The sequence below is a fragment of the Bacteroides sp. B1-V-101 genome (assembly GCF_023656585.1).
GTDB lineage: Bacteria > Bacteroidota > Bacteroidia > Bacteroidales > Bacteroidaceae > Bacteroides > Bacteroides thetaiotaomicron.
The window spans coordinates 195,275-212,759 of the sequence record NZ_JAMOKH010000004.1; the positions used below are offsets into that span (position 1 = coordinate 195,275).

Here is a 17,485-nt window from a genome sequence, read left to right on the forward strand (position 1 = left end):
CGACAAAAATACAAATATATCCCTTATTTTTGTAATTTTGCCCCCTCAAAACTTGTATTGGCAATAAGTGTTTGATGATTATGGACCGCCCGACCGGTGTTTTCATCAACTATTTAACTGTCTGTTGCCAGTCGTTAAGCATTAAAAAGATGATAGAGTTGACTCAAGAGGAACTGAAACAGTATTTTAGCGAACCGATCTTCGGACACATTGCCGAAACCGCTGACGCACTCGGACTGGAGTGTTACGTGGTAGGCGGTTACGTTCGTGATATTTTTCTGCAACGTCCCTCCAAAGATATAGATGTAGTAGTAGTAGGCAGCGGGATCGCAATGGCGGAAGCACTTGGAAAACGCTTGGGGCGTGGTGCGTACGTCTCTGTTTTCAAGAATTTCGGTACGGCACAAGTGAAATATAAAGGTACGGAAGTCGAATTTGTAGGTGCCCGCAAAGAATCCTATCAACGGGATTCACGGAAGCCCATCGTGGAAGACGGAACACTGGAGGACGATCAGAACCGCCGTGACTTTACTATTAACGCGATGGCTGTCTGCCTGAACAAAGCACGCTTTGGCGAACTGGTTGACCCGTTTGGCGGCATGGCGGACATGAAGGAAAAGACCATCCGCACACCCCTCGATCCGGATATCACGTTCAGTGACGACCCGCTGCGCATGATGCGTTGCATTCGCTTTGCCACGCAACTGAATTTTTATATCGATGACGATACGTTCGAATCGCTCTGCCGTAACAAAGACCGGATTGAAATCATATCCCGTGAACGGATTGCGGATGAGCTGAACAAGATCATTCTTTCGCCTATCCCTTCAAAAGGCTTTGTAGAACTGGAACGAAGCGGACTGCTTCCGTTAATTTTTCCGGAACTGGCTGCCTTGCAGGGAGTAGAAACACGAAACGGACGGTCGCACAAGGATAACTTTTACCATACGCTGGAAGTGCTGGACAATATCAGCAAAAAGACGGATAATCTTTGGTTGCGTTGGGCAGCTTTGCTGCACGATATCGCCAAGCCTGCAACGAAACGTTGGGAGCCTAAAGCGGGCTGGACGTTCCATAATCATAATTTTATCGGTGAGAAGATGATTCCGAATATTTTCCGGAAGATGAAGTTGCCGATGAATGAGAAGATGAAGTATGTACAGAAAATGGTCAGCTTGCACATGCGTCCCATTGTGATAGCGGATGATGTAGTGACAGATTCTGCCGTACGCCGTCTGCTTTTTGAGGCGGGGGATGATATCGACGACTTGATGACACTTTGCGAAGCGGACATCACTTCGAAAAACATGGAGCGCAAGCAGCGTTTCCTGAATAACTTCCAGCTGGTTCGCCAAAAGTTGAAAGACCTTGAAGAAAAAGACCGTGTCCGTAATTTCCAGCCTCCGGTGAGTGGAGAAGAGATCATGGAAACTTTCGGCTTACAGCCCTGTCGTGAAGTCGGTGCTTTGAAAAGTGCGATAAAGGATGCTATTCTGGATGGAGTTATCCCCAATGAGTATGAGGCAGCCCATGCTTTTATGCTGGAACGGGCGGCGAAGATGGGACTGAAGCCTGTAAAATAGCTTTTCTTGTTCAAATTGTAGTGGCTAAAAAGTCGATTCTATCTCTATTCTCCTCCTTCGGGAAGGAGGAGTGGTCGCAGACCGAGGTGGTAGGAGAAATAATGTTTGTTCCTATTTCTCTGTAAATGACAGGGTTATGTATTCACCTACCACCTCCCCCTACGGGTACTCCTCCTTCCCGAAGGAGGAGATTCGAGATACTATTGACTTTTTAGTCAGCCCCAATAGAGGTAGAACCGACTTTTTAGTCAGTCCCTTATGACAATTCTATAATTTCTTCGTTGCAGTTAGTCAGTTTCTCAACTCCTTCGTTTGTCACTACCCAAGAGTTTTCGATACCTACGGGGCCTACACCGGGAAGAACGATTTTCGGTTCGAGAGCAAAGACCATGCCCGGTTCCAGCTCCTGCTTGATGCGCGGAGCAAGTACAGGCGCTTCGTTGATTTCAAGTCCGATGCCGTGACCAATGAACTTGGCTTGTTGTCCCGTTCCCATAAACTTATCGGCAAAACCTGCTTGGGTAACCATTTCGATTGCAGTGTTATACAGCATTTCGCAGGGAATGCCGGGTCTGGCTATCGAAGCGATCTTTTCCTGGATATCCAGACAAACTTGGTGAGCGGTATATGCTTCTTCCGACAATTTGCCGATAGAGAACACACGGCTCATATCGCCCATATATCCGTTGAAGTTGCCTCCCAGATCGACCATAACACTTTGTCCTTCTTTCAGCGGAGTCTTGTCAGCGCCTCCGGGCAGGGCAGGATCGAGTCCGCGACCCCCTAAAGCAAAATCGTAGGGAGAAGGATAACCGGCATTATCTCCGGTCAGCACACTTCCCATGAAGATTTCCATGCTGCGTCCAAACACGCGGAAGATGCCGAGGCAACCTTGAAGGCGCATCAGACGTTCGATTTCTATCGAGAACTCGATATCTGTCATTCCGGGGTAATATGCGAACGGAATCTGTTCGTATGCCTTGGCATGTGCCATGCCCGAACGACGGAACATTTCGATTTCGATAGCTGTCTTCACGCTGCGTGCCTGACGGATCAGCGGTGTCCCGTTTACGACTTCAGCGTCCGGGAACAAACCTGCCAGACGAACATATTCGGTGTAAGGAAGTTCGTCGCCTTCCAGCATCAGTTTAGTGGGCAAAGGCAGACCTTTTTCTTTCAGAATATCGACGATCTGTTCCGGCTTGCGGATGGGGAACGAGTGTTCGCCTGTGATATTGTTGGGCCGCTTGAAAAACAGCAGTGCCGGTGAATGAAGAGGGAGATAAAGATAGCCGCTGACTACACAGCCATAGGTGTAGATTAAATTTGCATTACAAGTAATGAGGGCGGCATCAATGCCCTGTGACACCATCAGACTGCGAATCTTGTCGCGGCGGAGTTTTAATTCGGGTTGTAGCATTTTTTATTGTTATTACTGTATAATGCTACAAAGATAATTAATTCCATTGAAGAAAATAATGTTAATCTCAAAAAAATAGCGCTACCCGCGTCCTGTCACAGGAGGCGAGCAGCGCAAACCACAAATACAAATACAACTAAACAAAGTCTCTTTTAAATAACGCCTTGTCCCATCATAGCGTGAGCTACTTTCATGAATCCGGCAATGTTAGCTCCCTTCACATAATTGATATATCCGTCGGGTTCTGTGCCGTATTTCACGCATTGTGCATGGATACCGTGCATGATGGCGTGGAGTTTTTCGTCCACTTCAGCAGCGCTCCAGCTCAGGTGCATGGCGTTCTGAGACATTTCCAGTCCGGAAGTGGCAACACCACCGGCGTTGACTGCCTTACCCGGAGCATACATTATTTTCTTTTCGATAAATAAGTCGATTGCTTCCGGCGTACATCCCATGTTGGAAATTTCTCCAATGCAAAGAACGTTATTTTTTATGAGATTTTGTGCATCTTCTCCATTTAATTCGTTCTGAGTAGCGCAAGGAAGTGCAATATCTGCTTTTACTTCCCACGGACGCTTGCCCTCTACGAAGGTTGCACCCGGATATTTCTCGGCGTAAGGAGCAACGATGTCATTGCCCGAAGCCCGAAGTTCGAGCATATAATCTATCTTTTCTCCGCTGATGCCGTCCGGATCGTAGATATATCCGTCCGGTCCGGAGATCGTAATTACTTTGGCACCCAATTCGGTCGCCTTGGTGGCAGCGCCCCAAGCTACGTTACCGAAGCCGGAGATAGCGACTGTCTTGCCTTTGATATCTATATTTTTTGCCTGCAACATCTGATGAACGAAGTACAAACCGCCGAATCCGGTAGCTTCCGGACGAATCAGCGAACCGCCGAACTCCAGTCCTTTTCCGGTAAAGGTTCCCGTAAATTCGCGGGTCAGCTTCTTGTACATACCGAACATATAACCTACTTCGCGTCCGCCTACACCGATATCACCGGCTGGTACATCCATGTCCGGTCCCAGATGGCGCCACAATTCAAGCATAAACGCCTGACAGAAACGCATGATTTCAGCATCGCTCTTGCCACGGGGTGAGAAGTCCGAACCGCCTTTGCCGCCACCCATCGGAAGGGTAGTCAGCGCATTCTTGAATGTCTGCTCGAAGCCGAGGAATTTCAAAATGGAGAGGTTGACGGAAGCATGGAAACGGATACCGCCTTTGTACGGGCCGATTGCATTGTTGAACTGTACACGATAACCGAGATTGGTCTGAACTTCCCCTTTATCGTCTACCCAAGTGACACGGAAAGTGAAGATACGATCAGGTTCTACCAGTCTTTCTATGATCTTGGCCTTTTCAAATTCGGGATGCTGATTGTATATATCTTCGATCGAAAGAAGAACTTCTTTTACTGCTTGAAGATACTCTAATTCACCGGGGTGCTTTGCCTCCAAAGAGGACATGATTTTCTGGATGTTCATGATATCATATTTTAAAAGGTTGTTCTGATAAAATGTAAACTGCTCACACTGCAAATATAGGAAAATTTTTCAAATGCGATTGATTTTATGGTGATATTTTGATTAAATAATGATAAAATGATAGTGGTAAGTATTAGGTATTAAGTATTAGGTATTAGGCTGCGCTGTGAACCGTCAGGTTAATACTTAATACCTAATACTTAATACTTATTACAACTTTATAAAGAAGATGATAGCAAATGAGATTTAAAAAATTAACTTTGCAGAGTAAACGTCAAGTAGACTGTACTATGAATCATTTCATTATGGAATAAAAAATAGAAAGAGACTATGCTCAGCAAGTATAAATTAAACCAGCTTTACTTCAAAGATACGCAATTCGCCAATTTGATGACACGGCGGATTTTCAATGTTCTGTTGATTGCCAACCCGTATGACGCCTTCATGCTGGAAGATGACGGACGCATTGACGAAAAGATATTTAATGAATATACATCCTTGTCACTTCGTTATCCGCCTCGTTTCTCACAGGTTTCTACGGAAGAGGAGGCATTGACGCAGTTGGAGAATATGTCATTCGATCTGGTGATCTGTATGCCGAGTACGGGAGACAATGACAGTTTTGATATCGGGCGGCATATTAAAGAGAAATACGAACATATTCCGATCGTTATCCTGACTCCTTTCAGTCACGGTATTACGAAGCGGATTATCAACGAAGACCTGAGCGCATTTGAATACGTATTCTGCTGGCTGGGCAATACCGACCTGTTGGTTTCTATTATCAAATTGATGGAAGATAAGATGAACCTCGAACACGATGTGCAGGAAGTAGGCGTGCAGATGATACTTTTGGTGGAAGACGGCATCCGGTTCTATTCTTCCATTCTTCCCAACCTGTATAAATTCGTGTTGAAGCAGAGCCAGGAATTTTCTACCGAAGCTCTGAATGCGCACCAGCGCACGCTTCGTATGCGTGGGCGTCCTAAAATCGTTTTGGCGCGTACGTATCAGGAAGCGATGGAAATCTATCGCAAATACCAGAATAATATATTAGGAGTCATTACCGACGTCCGTTTTCCGAAAGTGGAACGGGGCGAGAAAGACGGTCTGGCAGGTATCAAGCTTTGTGCCGCCATACGCAAGAACGATCCGTTTGTACCGTTGATTATCCAGTCCTCCGAATCGGAAAACTCTTCGTATGCCGCCAAATACGGTGCCAGCTTTATCGATAAAAATTCTAAAAAGATGGACGTTGACCTGCGGCGCATCGTTTCCGATAACTTCGGGTTCGGTGACTTTGTGTTCCGCAATCCGGAGACAGGAGAGGAGATTGCCCGTGTGCGGAACCTGAAAGAGTTGCAGAATATCCTGTTTGCCGTGCCTGCCGAGTCTTTCTTGTACCATATCAGCCGGAATCACGTTTCGCGCTGGCTCTATTCGCGTGCCATGTTTCCGGTAGCCGAGTTTCTGAAGCCGATCACGTGGACAAGTCTTCAGGACGTAGATGCACACCGCCGGATTATCTTCGAGGCGATCGTGAAGTACCGGAAGATGAAAAATCAGGGAGTGGTTGCCGTCTTCAAACGTGACCGTTTCGACCGTTACTCCAACTTTGCCCGTATCGGCGACGGTTCGCTGGGAGGAAAAGGCCGTGGCCTTGCCTTCATTGATAATATGGTGAAGCGTTATCCCGAATTTGAAGAGTTCGAAAATGCACGGGTGGCAATTCCTAAGACAGTGGTACTGTGTACCGATGTCTTCGACGAGTTTATGGAGACCAATAATCTCTATCAAATCGCTCTTTCGGATGCCGACGATGATACGATTCTACGATATTTCCTAAAGGCGAAACTGCCCGACCGGTTGGTAGAGGACTTTTTCACCTTCTTCGATGTGGTGAAGTCCCCGATTGCCATTCGTTCTTCTTCCTTGTTGGAAGATTCACATTATCAGCCGTTTGCCGGAATATACAATACGTATATGATTCCTTATCTGGACGACCGTTACGAAATGCTCCGTATGCTTTCCGATGCGATCAAAGGAGTCTATGCGTCGGTTTACTTCAGAGACAGTAAAGCCTATATGCAGGCCACATCGAACGTGATCGACCAGGAAAAGATGGCAGTCATCTTGCAGGAAGTCGTGGGAAATCAATACGGAGACCGTTACTACCCGTCTATGTCCGGCGTGGCACGTTCGCTCAATTACTACCCCTTGGGAGATGAAAAAGCCGAAGAAGGCACGGTGAATCTGGCTCTTGGATTAGGAAAATATATTGTAGACGGAGGTATGACACTTCGTTTCTCTCCTTATCACCCGAATCAAGTGTTGCAAACCAGTGAAATGGAGATAGCCTTGAAAGAAACACAGACCCGTTTCTACGCATTGGACTTGAAAAACGCAGGGCATGATTTCTCTATCGACGATGGCTTTAACCTGTTGAAACTTCACGTGAAGGAAGCCGAAAGTGACGGTTCGTTGCGCTATATCGCTTCTACTTACGATCCGTATGACCAGGTGATCCGTGACGGTTTGTATCCCGGTGGACGCAAGGTGATCACGTTTGCCAATATCCTTCAACACGATGTATTCCCGCTGGCACGCATCCTACAACTGGTTTTGAAGTACGGTGAACAGGAAATGCGGCGCCCGGTGGAGATTGAGTTTGCCGCGACCTTGAGCCGTGAACAAGATAAGACGGGTACATTCTACCTGTTGCAAATCCGCCCGATTGTGGACAGCAAAGAAATGCTGGACGAAGACCTGACGCTGATACCGGATGAAGACGTGGTGCTCCGTTCCAATAACTCATTGGGGCATGGCGTCATGAACGAAATTTATGATATCGTCTATGTCAAGACGGATGGATACAGTGCTTCGAACAATCAGGCCATTGCCTGGGAAATAGAGAAGATGAACCTGCAATTCCTCAATGCAGGAAGGAATTATGTGCTCGTAGGTCCGGGGCGTTGGGGCAGCAGTGACACATGGCTGGGTATTCCGGTGAAGTGGCCGCATATCTCCGCCGCCCGTGTGATAGTGGAGGCCGGACTGACCAATTATCGTGTAGATCCGAGTCAGGGAACTCACTTCTTCCAGAACCTCACTTCGTTCGGCGTAGGCTATTTTACGATCAATGCCTTTATGAATGACGGAGTCTACAATCAGGATTTCCTCAACGCCCAACCTGCGGTGGAAGAAACGAAATTCCTGCGTCATGTTCGCTTCGAAAAGCCGATGGTAGTCAAGATGGATGGTAAGAAGAAGCTCGGTGTTGTTCTGATGCCGGGGATTGACTGATAGGATAAATAGTATATCGTTTTTTACTTTTAAGACATTTAGTCTCTTTATATTATTACGTTGATTTTACTGCTACAGTTGCTGCGGTACAACATAAAAAACTCCCGTTCTTCCTTTCGGAAGGCGGGAGCCTTTATCTTAAAAATGACTATAGCTTTCTTATATCTTGCTGATTATACGATACCCTGAGCCATCATAGCTTTGGCAACTTTCATGAATCCGGCTACGTTAGCACCTTTCACATAGTTTACATATCCGTCGGCTTCAGTACCATACTGAACGCAGGCTTCGTGGATATTCTTCATGATGCTCTTCAGCTTTTCGTCTACTTCTTCAGCGCTCCAGCTCAACTTGATGGAGTTCTGAGTCATTTCAAGACCTGATACTGATACACCACCTGCATTAGCTGCTTTACCCGGAGCGTACAGAATCTTAGCGTCTTGGAATACTTTGATAGCTTCCGGAGTAGAAGGCATGTTTGCTCCCTCAGATACAGCTATACAGCCGTTTGCTACCAACTGACGGGCGTGGTCGCCGTTCAATTCGTTCTGAGTGGCAGAAGGCAGTGCGATATCGCATTTTTCACCCCAAGGTTTAGCTCCTTCTACATATTTGCAACCATATTTCTCTGCGTATTCGCGGATACGGCCACGGTAGAGGTTCTTCAGTTCCATGATGTAATCCAGCTTTTCGCGGTCGATACCGTCCGGATCGTAGATGTAACCGTCAGAGTCGGAGCAAGTAACTACTTTACCACCCAGTTCGATTACTTTTTCGATTGTATATTGAGCTACGTTACCCGAACCGGAAACAAGACAAACTTTACCTTTCAGGTCAGTACCTTTGGTTTTCAGCATTTCCATCAGGAAGTAGATGTTACCGTAACCGGTAGCTTCCGGACGAATCAGTGAACCACCGAATTCGCGGCCTTTACCAGTGAATGTGCCGGTAAATTCGTGAGCCAGCTTCTTGTACATACCGAACATGAAACCTACTTCGCGGCCACCTACACCGATATCACCTGCAGGTACGTCAGTTTCGGGACCGATGTGACGCCACAGTTCCAGCATGAATGCCTGTACGAAACGCATTACTTCAGCGTTTGACTTACCACGTGGAGAGAAGTCGGAACCACCCTTACCACCACCCATAGGCAGCGTAGTCAGTGAGTTTTTGAATGTCTGCTCAAAGGCAAGGAATTTCAGGATGGAAAGGTTTACAGATGCGTGGAAACGGATACCGCCTTTGTACGGGCCGATAGCGTTGTTGTGCTGAACACGGTAACCCATGTTTGTCTGAATATTACCTTTGTCGTCCATCCAAGTTACACGGAACTGAAATACTCTATCAGGAATACACAAGCGTTCGATTAAGTTTGCTTTGTCAAACTCCGGGTGTTTGTTGTATTCTTCTTCAATAGTAGAAAGTACTTCTTCTACTGCCTGATGATACTCCGGTTCATTGGGGAACCGTCTTTTCAGATCGTCTAATACCTTTGCTGCATTCATAATCTTTTTTTCTTTTATTGGTTGATTAAATTTCGATTACCTATTTCTTTTATGCGGTTGCAAAAGTAAAGATAAAAATTGAACTAGCAAACATTTTATAAAGAAAAATGCAATAAAACATCAAATTTGATATTTTATTGCATTAAAACTCAGAAAAAAGATATTTATTTATTCTTTTTCATCGACTTATAGACAGGAATAAAGACTAACGCTGCCGAAATGACAAGCATTACTATCGTCATACCGTCAATACGTTCGGCTTTTGTGAGAACTAAATAGCAAAGCGCCAGCCAAAGCAGGCTGACGCAAACTATTTGTGATTTTGATAACGGTCTTCTCATCGGCTTTCGTTTTTCTTCTTCACTACGATGGCGTCGATCACGGCTACGGCTGTGATGTTCACGATGTCGCGGACAGAACTTTCAAAGTCAGTGAAATGGATAGGCTTGTTCAGTCCCATCTGGATAGGGCCGATGAATTCCGTATCGGGGTCCATTGCCTGCAGCAGTTTGTATCCTGCGTTGGCGGAGCTCAGGTTCGGGAAGATCAGCGTATTCACGTCTTTACCTTTCAGGCGGGTGAACGGATACTTGGCGTCACGCAGTTCGCGGTTCATGGCAAAGTTCACCTGCATTTCACCGTCGATGGCGAGTTCCGGATATTCCTTCTGCATATAGTTCACTGCTCCGTGCACTTTGACAGGGCTGCCGGAGGTATCGGCGCCGAAGTTGGAGTACGACAACATCGAGATGACCGGTGTATGGTTGAAGAAACGGACTGTCTTGTCAGCCAGTTTGGCGATGTCAATCAGAGTTTCCGTATCCGGATGACGGTTGATCAGCGTATCTGCCAGGAAGTAGGTACCCTTCTTTGAATTAAGAATGTGCATCGTTCCGAAATGGTTGAATCCGGGCTGGATGCCGATTACTTCTTTGGCAACTTTGATGGTGTTGCTGTATCTGGTGTAGAGTCCGGTGATAAATGCGTCTGCATCTCCGGTTTCTACCATCATCATACCGAAGTAGTTGCGTTCGAACATCTTGTCGTTGGCTTCTTCGTAGGTAAAGCCTTCGCGGGCACGTTTTTCGGCAAGGATGCGTGAGTAGCGTTCGCGGCGTTCCGACTCGTCCGGATGGCGGAGATTGACGATTTCGATGCCTTCCAGGCTCAGGTCGAGTTCTTCGGCCAGTTTGCCGATTGCTTCGTCGTTTCCTAATAAGATAGGATGGCAGATGCCTTCGGCTTTTGCTTCGACGGCGGCTTTCAGCATGTTGGGATGGATGCCTTCGGCGAATACGACACGTTGTGGGTTGCGGCGGGCGGTGTCATAAAGCTGGCGGGTCAGTTTGGATTCGTATCCCATCAGTTCGCGCAGATGCACGCAGTAAGCGTCCCAGTCTTTGATTTCCGTGCGTGCCACTCCGCTTTCCATGGCTGCTTTGGCTACGGCACAGGAAACTTCGGTGATGAGGCGCGGGTCTACCGGTTTCGGGATGAAGTATTCCGGACCGAAAGAGAGGTTGTTGACGTGGTATGCTGTGTTCACTACATCAGGTACAGGCTGTTTTGCCAGATTGGCGATAGCATGTACTGCTGCGATTTTCATTTCTTCGTTGATCGCTTTGGCCTGTGTATCGAGTGCGCCGCGGAAGATGTACGGGAAGCCGATTACGTTGTTGATCTGGTTCGGATAGTCGGAACGTCCGGTTGCCATCAGTACGTCGGGGCGGGCGCTCATTGCATCTTCGTAAGAGATTTCCGGTGTCGGGTTTGCCAGTGCGAATACGATCGGCATGGGAGCCATGCTGCGCACCATGTCCTGACTCAGTACGTTACCTTTGGACAAGCCGAGGAATACATCAGCGCCTTTGATCGCTTCTTCCAGTGTGTGGATATCCGTGCGGTCGGTGGCAAAATATCTCTTCTGTTCGTTGAGGTCGGTACGTGTCTTGCTGATAACGCCTTTGCTGTCCAGCATGACGATATTTTCGAGGCGTGCCCCCAGTGATACATATAATTTGGTACAGGATACGGCAGATGCTCCGGCACCGTTTACGACGATTTTCACATCCTCTATTTTCTTTCCGGCCACTTGCAGGGCATTTACCAGTCCGGCGCTGGAGATGATAGCGGTTCCGTGCTGATCGTCGTGCATCACAGGGATGTCAAGTTCTTCTTTCAGACGGCGTTCGATTTCGAAACATTCGGGAGCTTTGATGTCTTCCAGATTGATACCGCCGAAAGTAGGAGCGATTGCTTTTACGGCAGCGATGAATTTCTCCGGGTCTTTCTCGTCCACTTCGATATCGAACACGTCGATTCCTGCGTAGATTTTGAAAAGCAGACCTTTGCCTTCCATCACCGGTTTGCCGCTCAGTGCGCCTATGTCACCCAGTCCGAGTACGGCTGTACCGTTAGAAATAACAGCTACCAGGTTGCCTTTGGCTGTGTATTTGTAAGCGTCCTGCGGATTCTTCTCTATTTCGAGGCAAGGCTCTGCCACGCCGGGAGAGTATGCAAGTGATAAATCAGTTTGTGTACTGTAAGGTTTGGTAGGAACTACCTCGATCTTACCGGGTTTGCCCTGCGAATGGTAGAGCAAAGCGGCTTCTTTGGTTATTTTAGCCATGGTATTGGTATTTTTATTAATAAGTTATCATTTGGCTGCAAATGTAGGAATAAAAGTTATACATTGTTGTCTTTAGATGATAATTTCTATTAATTTTATAGCAAAATGACTGATTTTGCACAAACTTATGGTTGCTATCCGGGTCTCTGTACTCCTTAATGTATAATGGTTATTTCTTTTTTCTGATTGCTATATAACATATCTGTTTTGATATTCTCTAGGCGACATTCCTTCATGCCGTTTGAAATATCTTCCTAAATACGACTGGTCCGGGAAACCGAGCCGGTCGGCTATATCCTGCATTGTCAGCTCCGTAGACTGAAGCAGTACTTTGATCTCTAGAATGGCGAAATCATCAATGATCTTTTTGGCAGAATCTCCGGTCACACTGCGGCAGATGCCTGTCAGGTATTTGGTCGAAATACAAAGCTCGTTGGCGTAGAAGTTAACTTCCCGTTGTGAAATGCAGTTTTCGTGCACCAATGCGACAAACTTCTTGAAGATTTCGTCCTGCCGGCTTCCCCCTTCTATTTCCTGTTTGTCGAAGTAGCGGTAGCATTTATCGTAAATATCCAGCATGAAGGATTGGAGATGATTCTTGGCTATCTGGTTGCGGAAGCGGTTCTCGCGATCATTATAAATAGCAGTTGCCGCCTGTATCAATCCGTTGATTGCTCCGGTATCCTTATCGGGAAGCACATAGCACGGTCTTTCCTTCATAAAGCGGAAAAAGGTCGGTTCTAACCGCAGGCAGGCTTCCCGAAACATATCTTTGGGAAATCCGAAAAAGGAGGCTGTGAAGTCACTGCTGCTGCCATTGATACGGATAATGCTTCCCGGCAGCAGTACCACCTGAGTGTTTTTGACGATTTCGTACTCTTTCAGATCGATGGTGACGTGTGCCCATCCACTGCGGCAGAAATAGATGGCACCCCCTTCCATTTTCCAGAGGTGATGCATGATAGGTGACAAATTCTCATCGCTTCCGGCAACAAATGATTCCCGGAGAACGGCAAGGGTAGAGTTTCTCTGTATCATAACTATTCTTATTTAGTGGGCAAAAATAGGACTTTTTCACTAAATATCGCTCATATTGTTCCGAAAATGAACAAAACTCTAAACACTATGACCAGTTTTCTGTGGTGAAAAGAGTCTACCTTTGCCGCGATCAAAAATTTTAATAGGTAACACAATGAGTAAAAAGGTATGTAAAATGAAGCAAGGGCTATTGTTGCTCGGTTGTCTGGTTGCTGCTGTAGGTTGTAAGCAAGCTCCACCCACACAAATGGAAACAGGATATGAAGTAATGACCGTTTCTCCGACCGACCGGATGATTTCGAGTGCCTATTCGGCGACCATCCGCGGACGTCAGGACATCGATATTTATCCACAGGTAGGCGGTACGCTGACAAAAGTCAGTGTCACCGAAGGACAGCGGGTGAAGAGCGGACAGACGCTGTTCATCATCGACCAAGTGCCGTATGAGGCAGCCCTGCAGACGGCAGTGGCGAATGTAGAGTCAGCCAAAGCGTCTCTGGCAACGGCACAGCTGACTTACGACAGCAAAGAGGAACTGTATAAGGAGAATGTAGTTTCCGCTTTCGATCTGAGTACGGCAAAAAATTCTCTTCTGGCTGCCAAAGCCCAACTGGCACAGGCCAAGGCACAAGAAGTGAGCGCCCGTAATAACCTTTCTTATACGGTAGTGAAGAGTCCGGCAGACGGAGTGGTAGGTACATTGCCTTATCGCGTAGGTGCGTTGGTGAGTTCCAGCATTCCCGAACCGCTGACCACCGTTTCCGACAATTCGGACATGTACGTCTACTTCTCAATGACGGAAAACCAGTTGCTGGGATTGATTCGCCAGTATGGCTCTAAAGACGAGGCGCTGAAAAGTATGCCTGCCATCGACTTGCAGCTGAACGATAAATCGGCTTATCCCGAACAGGGACAGATCGAGTCTATCAGCGGAGTCATTGACCGTTCGACGGGTACTGTCAGCCTGCGTGCCGTTTTCCCTAATAAGGACGGACTGCTGCACAGCGGCGGTGCGGGTAACGTAGTGATTCCGGTACAGAAAACGGGAGCTTTGGTGATTCCGCAGGGAGCTACGTTCGAAATACAGGATAAGAGATATGTATATAAGGTAGTAGACGGCAAAGCGCAATCTGCCTTGGTGCAGGTGACCCGTGTGAACGGCGGCCGCGAATTTATCGTGGATGAAGGACTGGCTCCGGGCGATGTGATTGTGGCGGAAGGCGTAGGATTGCTTCGTGAAGGTACTCCGATTAAGGCAAAGACTGCCCAGGCATCTACGACAACTACTGAAAATTAAACAAAGGAGGAATCATCCATGAATTTAAGAACCTTTATTGAACGCCCCGTATTATCGGCAGTCATCTCTATTACGATTGTCGTTGTGGGTATCATCGGGCTGTTCAGTCTGCCCGTCGAACAATATCCCGATATTGCTCCGCCGACCATTATGGTGAGTACCACCTATTATGGCGCCAGTGCGGAAACTTTGCAGAAGAGTGTGATTGCTCCTTTGGAAGAAGCGATCAATGGTGTGGAAGACATGACTTACATGACTTCCAGCGCCACCAATGCTGGTACAGTGAGTATCACCGTGTACTTCAAGCAGGGAACAGACCCGGACATGGCAGCGGTCAACGTACAGAACCGCGTGTCGAGAGCGACGGGACAGCTTCCGGCAGAAGTAACGCAGGTCGGTGTGACTACTTCCAAACGTCAGACAAGTATCCTGCAGATGTTCTCGCTTTCCAGTCCGGACGATAGCTACGATGAAAACTTCCTTTCCAACTATATCAGTATCAATCTGAAACCGGAGATTCTGCGTATCTCGGGTGTAGGCGACCTGATGATTATGGGAGGTGAATATAGCATGCGTGTATGGATGAAGCCGGACGTGATGGCCCAGTACAAACTGATTCCATCGGATATCACCGGTGTGCTTGCCGAACAGAATATCGAATCGGCCACCGGTTCATTCGGTGAAAACTCGAACGAAACCTATCAGTATACAATGAAATATAAAGGACGTCTGATCACTCCGGAAGAATTTGGAGATATTGTCATTCGTTCTACGGACAATGGTGAGGTCCTGAAGTTGAAAGACATCGCCGAGATACAGTTGGGACAGGATAGCTATGCTTATCACGGTGGAATGGACGGTCATCCGGGCGTTTCGTGCATGGTGTTTCAGACGGCGGGCTCCAATGCGACCGAAGTAAACCAGAACATTGATAAATTCCTTGAAGAAGCCCGTAAAGACCTCCCGAAAGGAGTGGAACTGACACAGATGATGAGCTCGAACGACTTCCTGTTCGCTTCTATCCATGAGGTGGTGAAGACGTTGATCGAGGCGATTATCCTGGTGATTCTGGTGGTATATGTGTTCTTGCAGGACTTTCGTTCTACGCTGATTCCTTTGGTGGGAGTCATTGTTTCGCTCATCGGTACGTTTGCTTTCATGGCGGTGGCAGGATTCAGTATCAATCTGCTCACGCTGTTTGCGCTCGTGCTCGTCATTGGTACGGTGGTGGACGACGCCATTATTGTCGTCGAGGCGGTGCAGGCACGCTTCGACGTAGGATACAGGTCGTCCTATATGGCAAGTATCGATGCAATGAAAGGTATCAGTAATGCTGTTATCACCTCTTCGCTGGTGTTTATGGCAGTATTTATTCCGGTATCCTTCATGGGCGGTACTTCCGGTACGTTCTATACCCAGTTTGGTCTGACGATGGCGGTTGCCGTTGGTATTTCCGCTATTAATGCGTTGACGCTGAGTCCGGCATTATGTGCGTTGCTGTTGAAGCCTTATATCAATGAAGACGGTACGCAGAAGAATAACTTTGCGGCACGTTTCCGTAAAGCATTCAACTCGGCTTTCGATATTCTGATAGAGAAATACAAGAATGTGGTACTGATCTTTATCAAACGCAGATGGCTGGCATGGTCGCTGCTCGTTTGCTCTGTAGTGTTGCTTGTATTCCTGATGAACACAACAAAGACCAGTCTGGTGCCGGACGAAGACCAGGGTGTGGTATTCGTCAATGTAAGTACGGCGGCCGGTAGTTCGCTGACTACGACCGACGAAGTGATGGAACGCATCGAAAAGCGTCTGATGGATATTCCGCAGATTAAGCACGTGCAGAAAGTGGCCGGCTACGGATTGCTGGCAGGACAGGGAAGCTCGTTCGGTATGTTGATTCTGAAATTGAAGTCGTGGGACGAACGTCCGAATGATGAGGATAATGTGCAGGCAGTCATCGGTCAGGTGTACGGTCGTACGGCCGATATCAAGGATGCCAGTGTCTTCGCTATTTCGCCGGGTATGATTCCGGGTTACGGTATGGGTAATGCGCTGGAACTCCATATGCAGGATAAGATGGGCGGTGATATCAACGAATTCTTTACCACTACCCAGCAATATCTGGGAGCATTGAACCAGCGTCCGGAAATTGCGATGGCATATTCTACGTTCGACGTGCGCTATCCGCAGTGGACGGTAGAGGTGGATGCAGCCAAGTGTAAACGCGCAGGCATTACACCGGATGCGGTATTGAGCACACTGTCCGGTTATTATGGCGGTCAGTATGTGTCCAACTTCAACCGTTTCTCTAAAGTATACAGAGTCATGATTCAGGCAGACCCGCAATTCCGTCTGGACGAAACTTCACTGGACAATGCTTTCGTACGTATGTCGAACGGAGAGATGGCTCCGCTGAGCCAGTTCGTAACGTTGACACGCAGCTACGGCGCAGAGTCGCTGAGCCGTTTCAATATGTACAATTCCATCGCCGTGAATGCGATGCCGGCAGACGGATATAGTACGGGAGATGCTATCAAGGCCGTACAGGAAACAGCCGTACAGGCTCTTCCCAAGGGATATGGCTATGATTACGGAGGCATCACCCGTGAGGAAAATCAGCAAAGCGGTACGACTATGATCATCTTTGGTATCTGCTTCCTGATGATTTATCTGATTCTGAGTGTATTGTACGAGAGCTTTATCATTCCGTTCGCCGTGCTTCTGAGTGTGCCTTGCGGATTGATGGGAAGTTTCCTCTTCGCATGGATGTTCGGACTGGAGAATAACATTTACTTGCAGACAGGTTTGATTATGTTGATCGGTCTGTTGGCAAAGACAGCCATCCTGTTGACCGAATACGCTGCCGAACGCCGTAAGGCAGGCATGGGACTGATCGCTTCTGCGGTAAGTGCAGCCAAAGCCCGTCTGCGTCCGATTCTGATGACAGCATTGACGATGATCTTCGGTCTGTTCCCATTGATGTTGTCCAGTGGTGTAGGAGCCAATGGTAACCGTTCGCTGGGTACGGGTGTAGTCGGTGGTATGACGATCGGTACGCTGGCATTACTTTTCATCGTGCCTACTTTGTTTATCGCTTTCCAGTGGTTGCAGGAACGCTTACGCCCGGTGCAGAGCAGACCTACGGAAGACTGGCAGATCGAGGAAGAAATCAAGGTGAGTGAAGAAGAAAAATCTAAAGCAGGAAAAAAATAAT

10 protein-coding genes are annotated in these 17,485 nt (G+C 47.5%); 4 read left to right on the forward strand and 6 right to left on the reverse strand.

Features of this window, described 5'->3' with window-relative positions; translation table 11 throughout:
• Positions 1-149: 149 nt before the first annotated feature.
• Positions 150-1,583 carry a CCA tRNA nucleotidyltransferase gene (locus NBH01_RS05435; RefSeq protein WP_162303110.1) on the forward strand — a complete coding sequence of 478 codons (1,434 nt, stop codon included), beginning with the start codon at positions 150-152 and terminating at the stop codon, positions 1,581-1,583.
• Positions 1,584-1,839: 256 nt separating this feature from the next.
• On the opposite strand, the gene NBH01_RS05440 is transcribed toward NBH01_RS05435, so the two are convergent.
• Together NBH01_RS05440 and gdhA are read right to left on the reverse strand one after the other, a co-directional pair.
• On the reverse strand, positions 1,840-3,003 hold the full coding sequence (locus NBH01_RS05440; protein WP_008766347.1) for a M24 family metallopeptidase: 1,164 nt from the start codon (positions 3,001-3,003) through the stop codon (positions 1,840-1,842).
• A gap of 152 nt (positions 3,004-3,155) precedes the next feature.
• Complete coding sequence (gdhA, locus tag NBH01_RS05445; RefSeq protein WP_113748882.1) at positions 3,156-4,493, reverse strand: NADP-specific glutamate dehydrogenase; 1,338 nt, start codon at positions 4,491-4,493, stop codon at positions 3,156-3,158.
• A 330-nt stretch (positions 4,494-4,823) separates the two neighbouring features.
• Here gdhA and NBH01_RS05450 point away from each other — a divergent pair, with 330 nt between their 5' ends.
• Complete coding sequence (locus NBH01_RS05450) at positions 4,824-7,796, forward strand: PEP/pyruvate-binding domain-containing protein (protein ID WP_008761136.1); 2,973 nt, start codon at positions 4,824-4,826, stop codon at positions 7,794-7,796.
• A 173-nt stretch (positions 7,797-7,969) separates the two neighbouring features.
• On the opposite strand, the gene NBH01_RS05455 is transcribed toward NBH01_RS05450, so the two are convergent.
• The 4 genes from NBH01_RS05455 to NBH01_RS05470 form a co-directional block, all read right to left on the reverse strand.
• The gene (locus NBH01_RS05455; RefSeq protein WP_008766295.1) at positions 7,970-9,304 is read right to left on the reverse strand and encodes an NADP-specific glutamate dehydrogenase; all 1,335 of its coding nucleotides are present in this window, start codon (positions 9,302-9,304) and stop codon (positions 7,970-7,972) included.
• Positions 9,305-9,468: 164 nt separating this feature from the next.
• Positions 9,469-9,645: a hypothetical protein gene (locus NBH01_RS05460; RefSeq protein ID WP_008761139.1), complete on the reverse strand. Its 177-nt coding sequence runs from the start codon at positions 9,643-9,645 to the stop codon at positions 9,469-9,471.
• Positions 9,642-11,933, reverse strand: coding sequence for an NADP-dependent malic enzyme (locus tag NBH01_RS05465; RefSeq protein WP_008766293.1), 2,292 nt, complete (start codon positions 11,931-11,933; stop codon positions 9,642-9,644). The genes NBH01_RS05460 and NBH01_RS05465 overlap by 4 nt, the downstream gene beginning before the upstream one ends.
• 189 nt (positions 11,934-12,122) lie before the next feature.
• Entirely contained in the window at positions 12,123-12,971 is an 849-nt protein-coding gene (locus tag NBH01_RS05470; protein ID WP_008766292.1) for a helix-turn-helix domain-containing protein, read from the reverse strand.
• A gap of 154 nt (positions 12,972-13,125) precedes the next feature.
• On the opposite strand from NBH01_RS05470, the gene NBH01_RS05475 reads away from it, so the two are divergent.
• Together NBH01_RS05475 and NBH01_RS05480 are read left to right on the forward strand one after the other, a co-directional pair.
• Positions 13,126-14,268 (forward strand): efflux RND transporter periplasmic adaptor subunit, encoded by a 1,143-nt coding sequence (locus NBH01_RS05475; RefSeq protein WP_081109807.1) that lies wholly within the window; start codon positions 13,126-13,128, stop codon positions 14,266-14,268.
• 18 nt (positions 14,269-14,286) lie between these two features.
• Positions 14,287-17,484, forward strand: coding sequence for an efflux RND transporter permease subunit (locus NBH01_RS05480; protein WP_250700026.1), 3,198 nt, complete (start codon positions 14,287-14,289; stop codon positions 17,482-17,484).
• Position 17,485 lies beyond the last annotated feature (1 nt).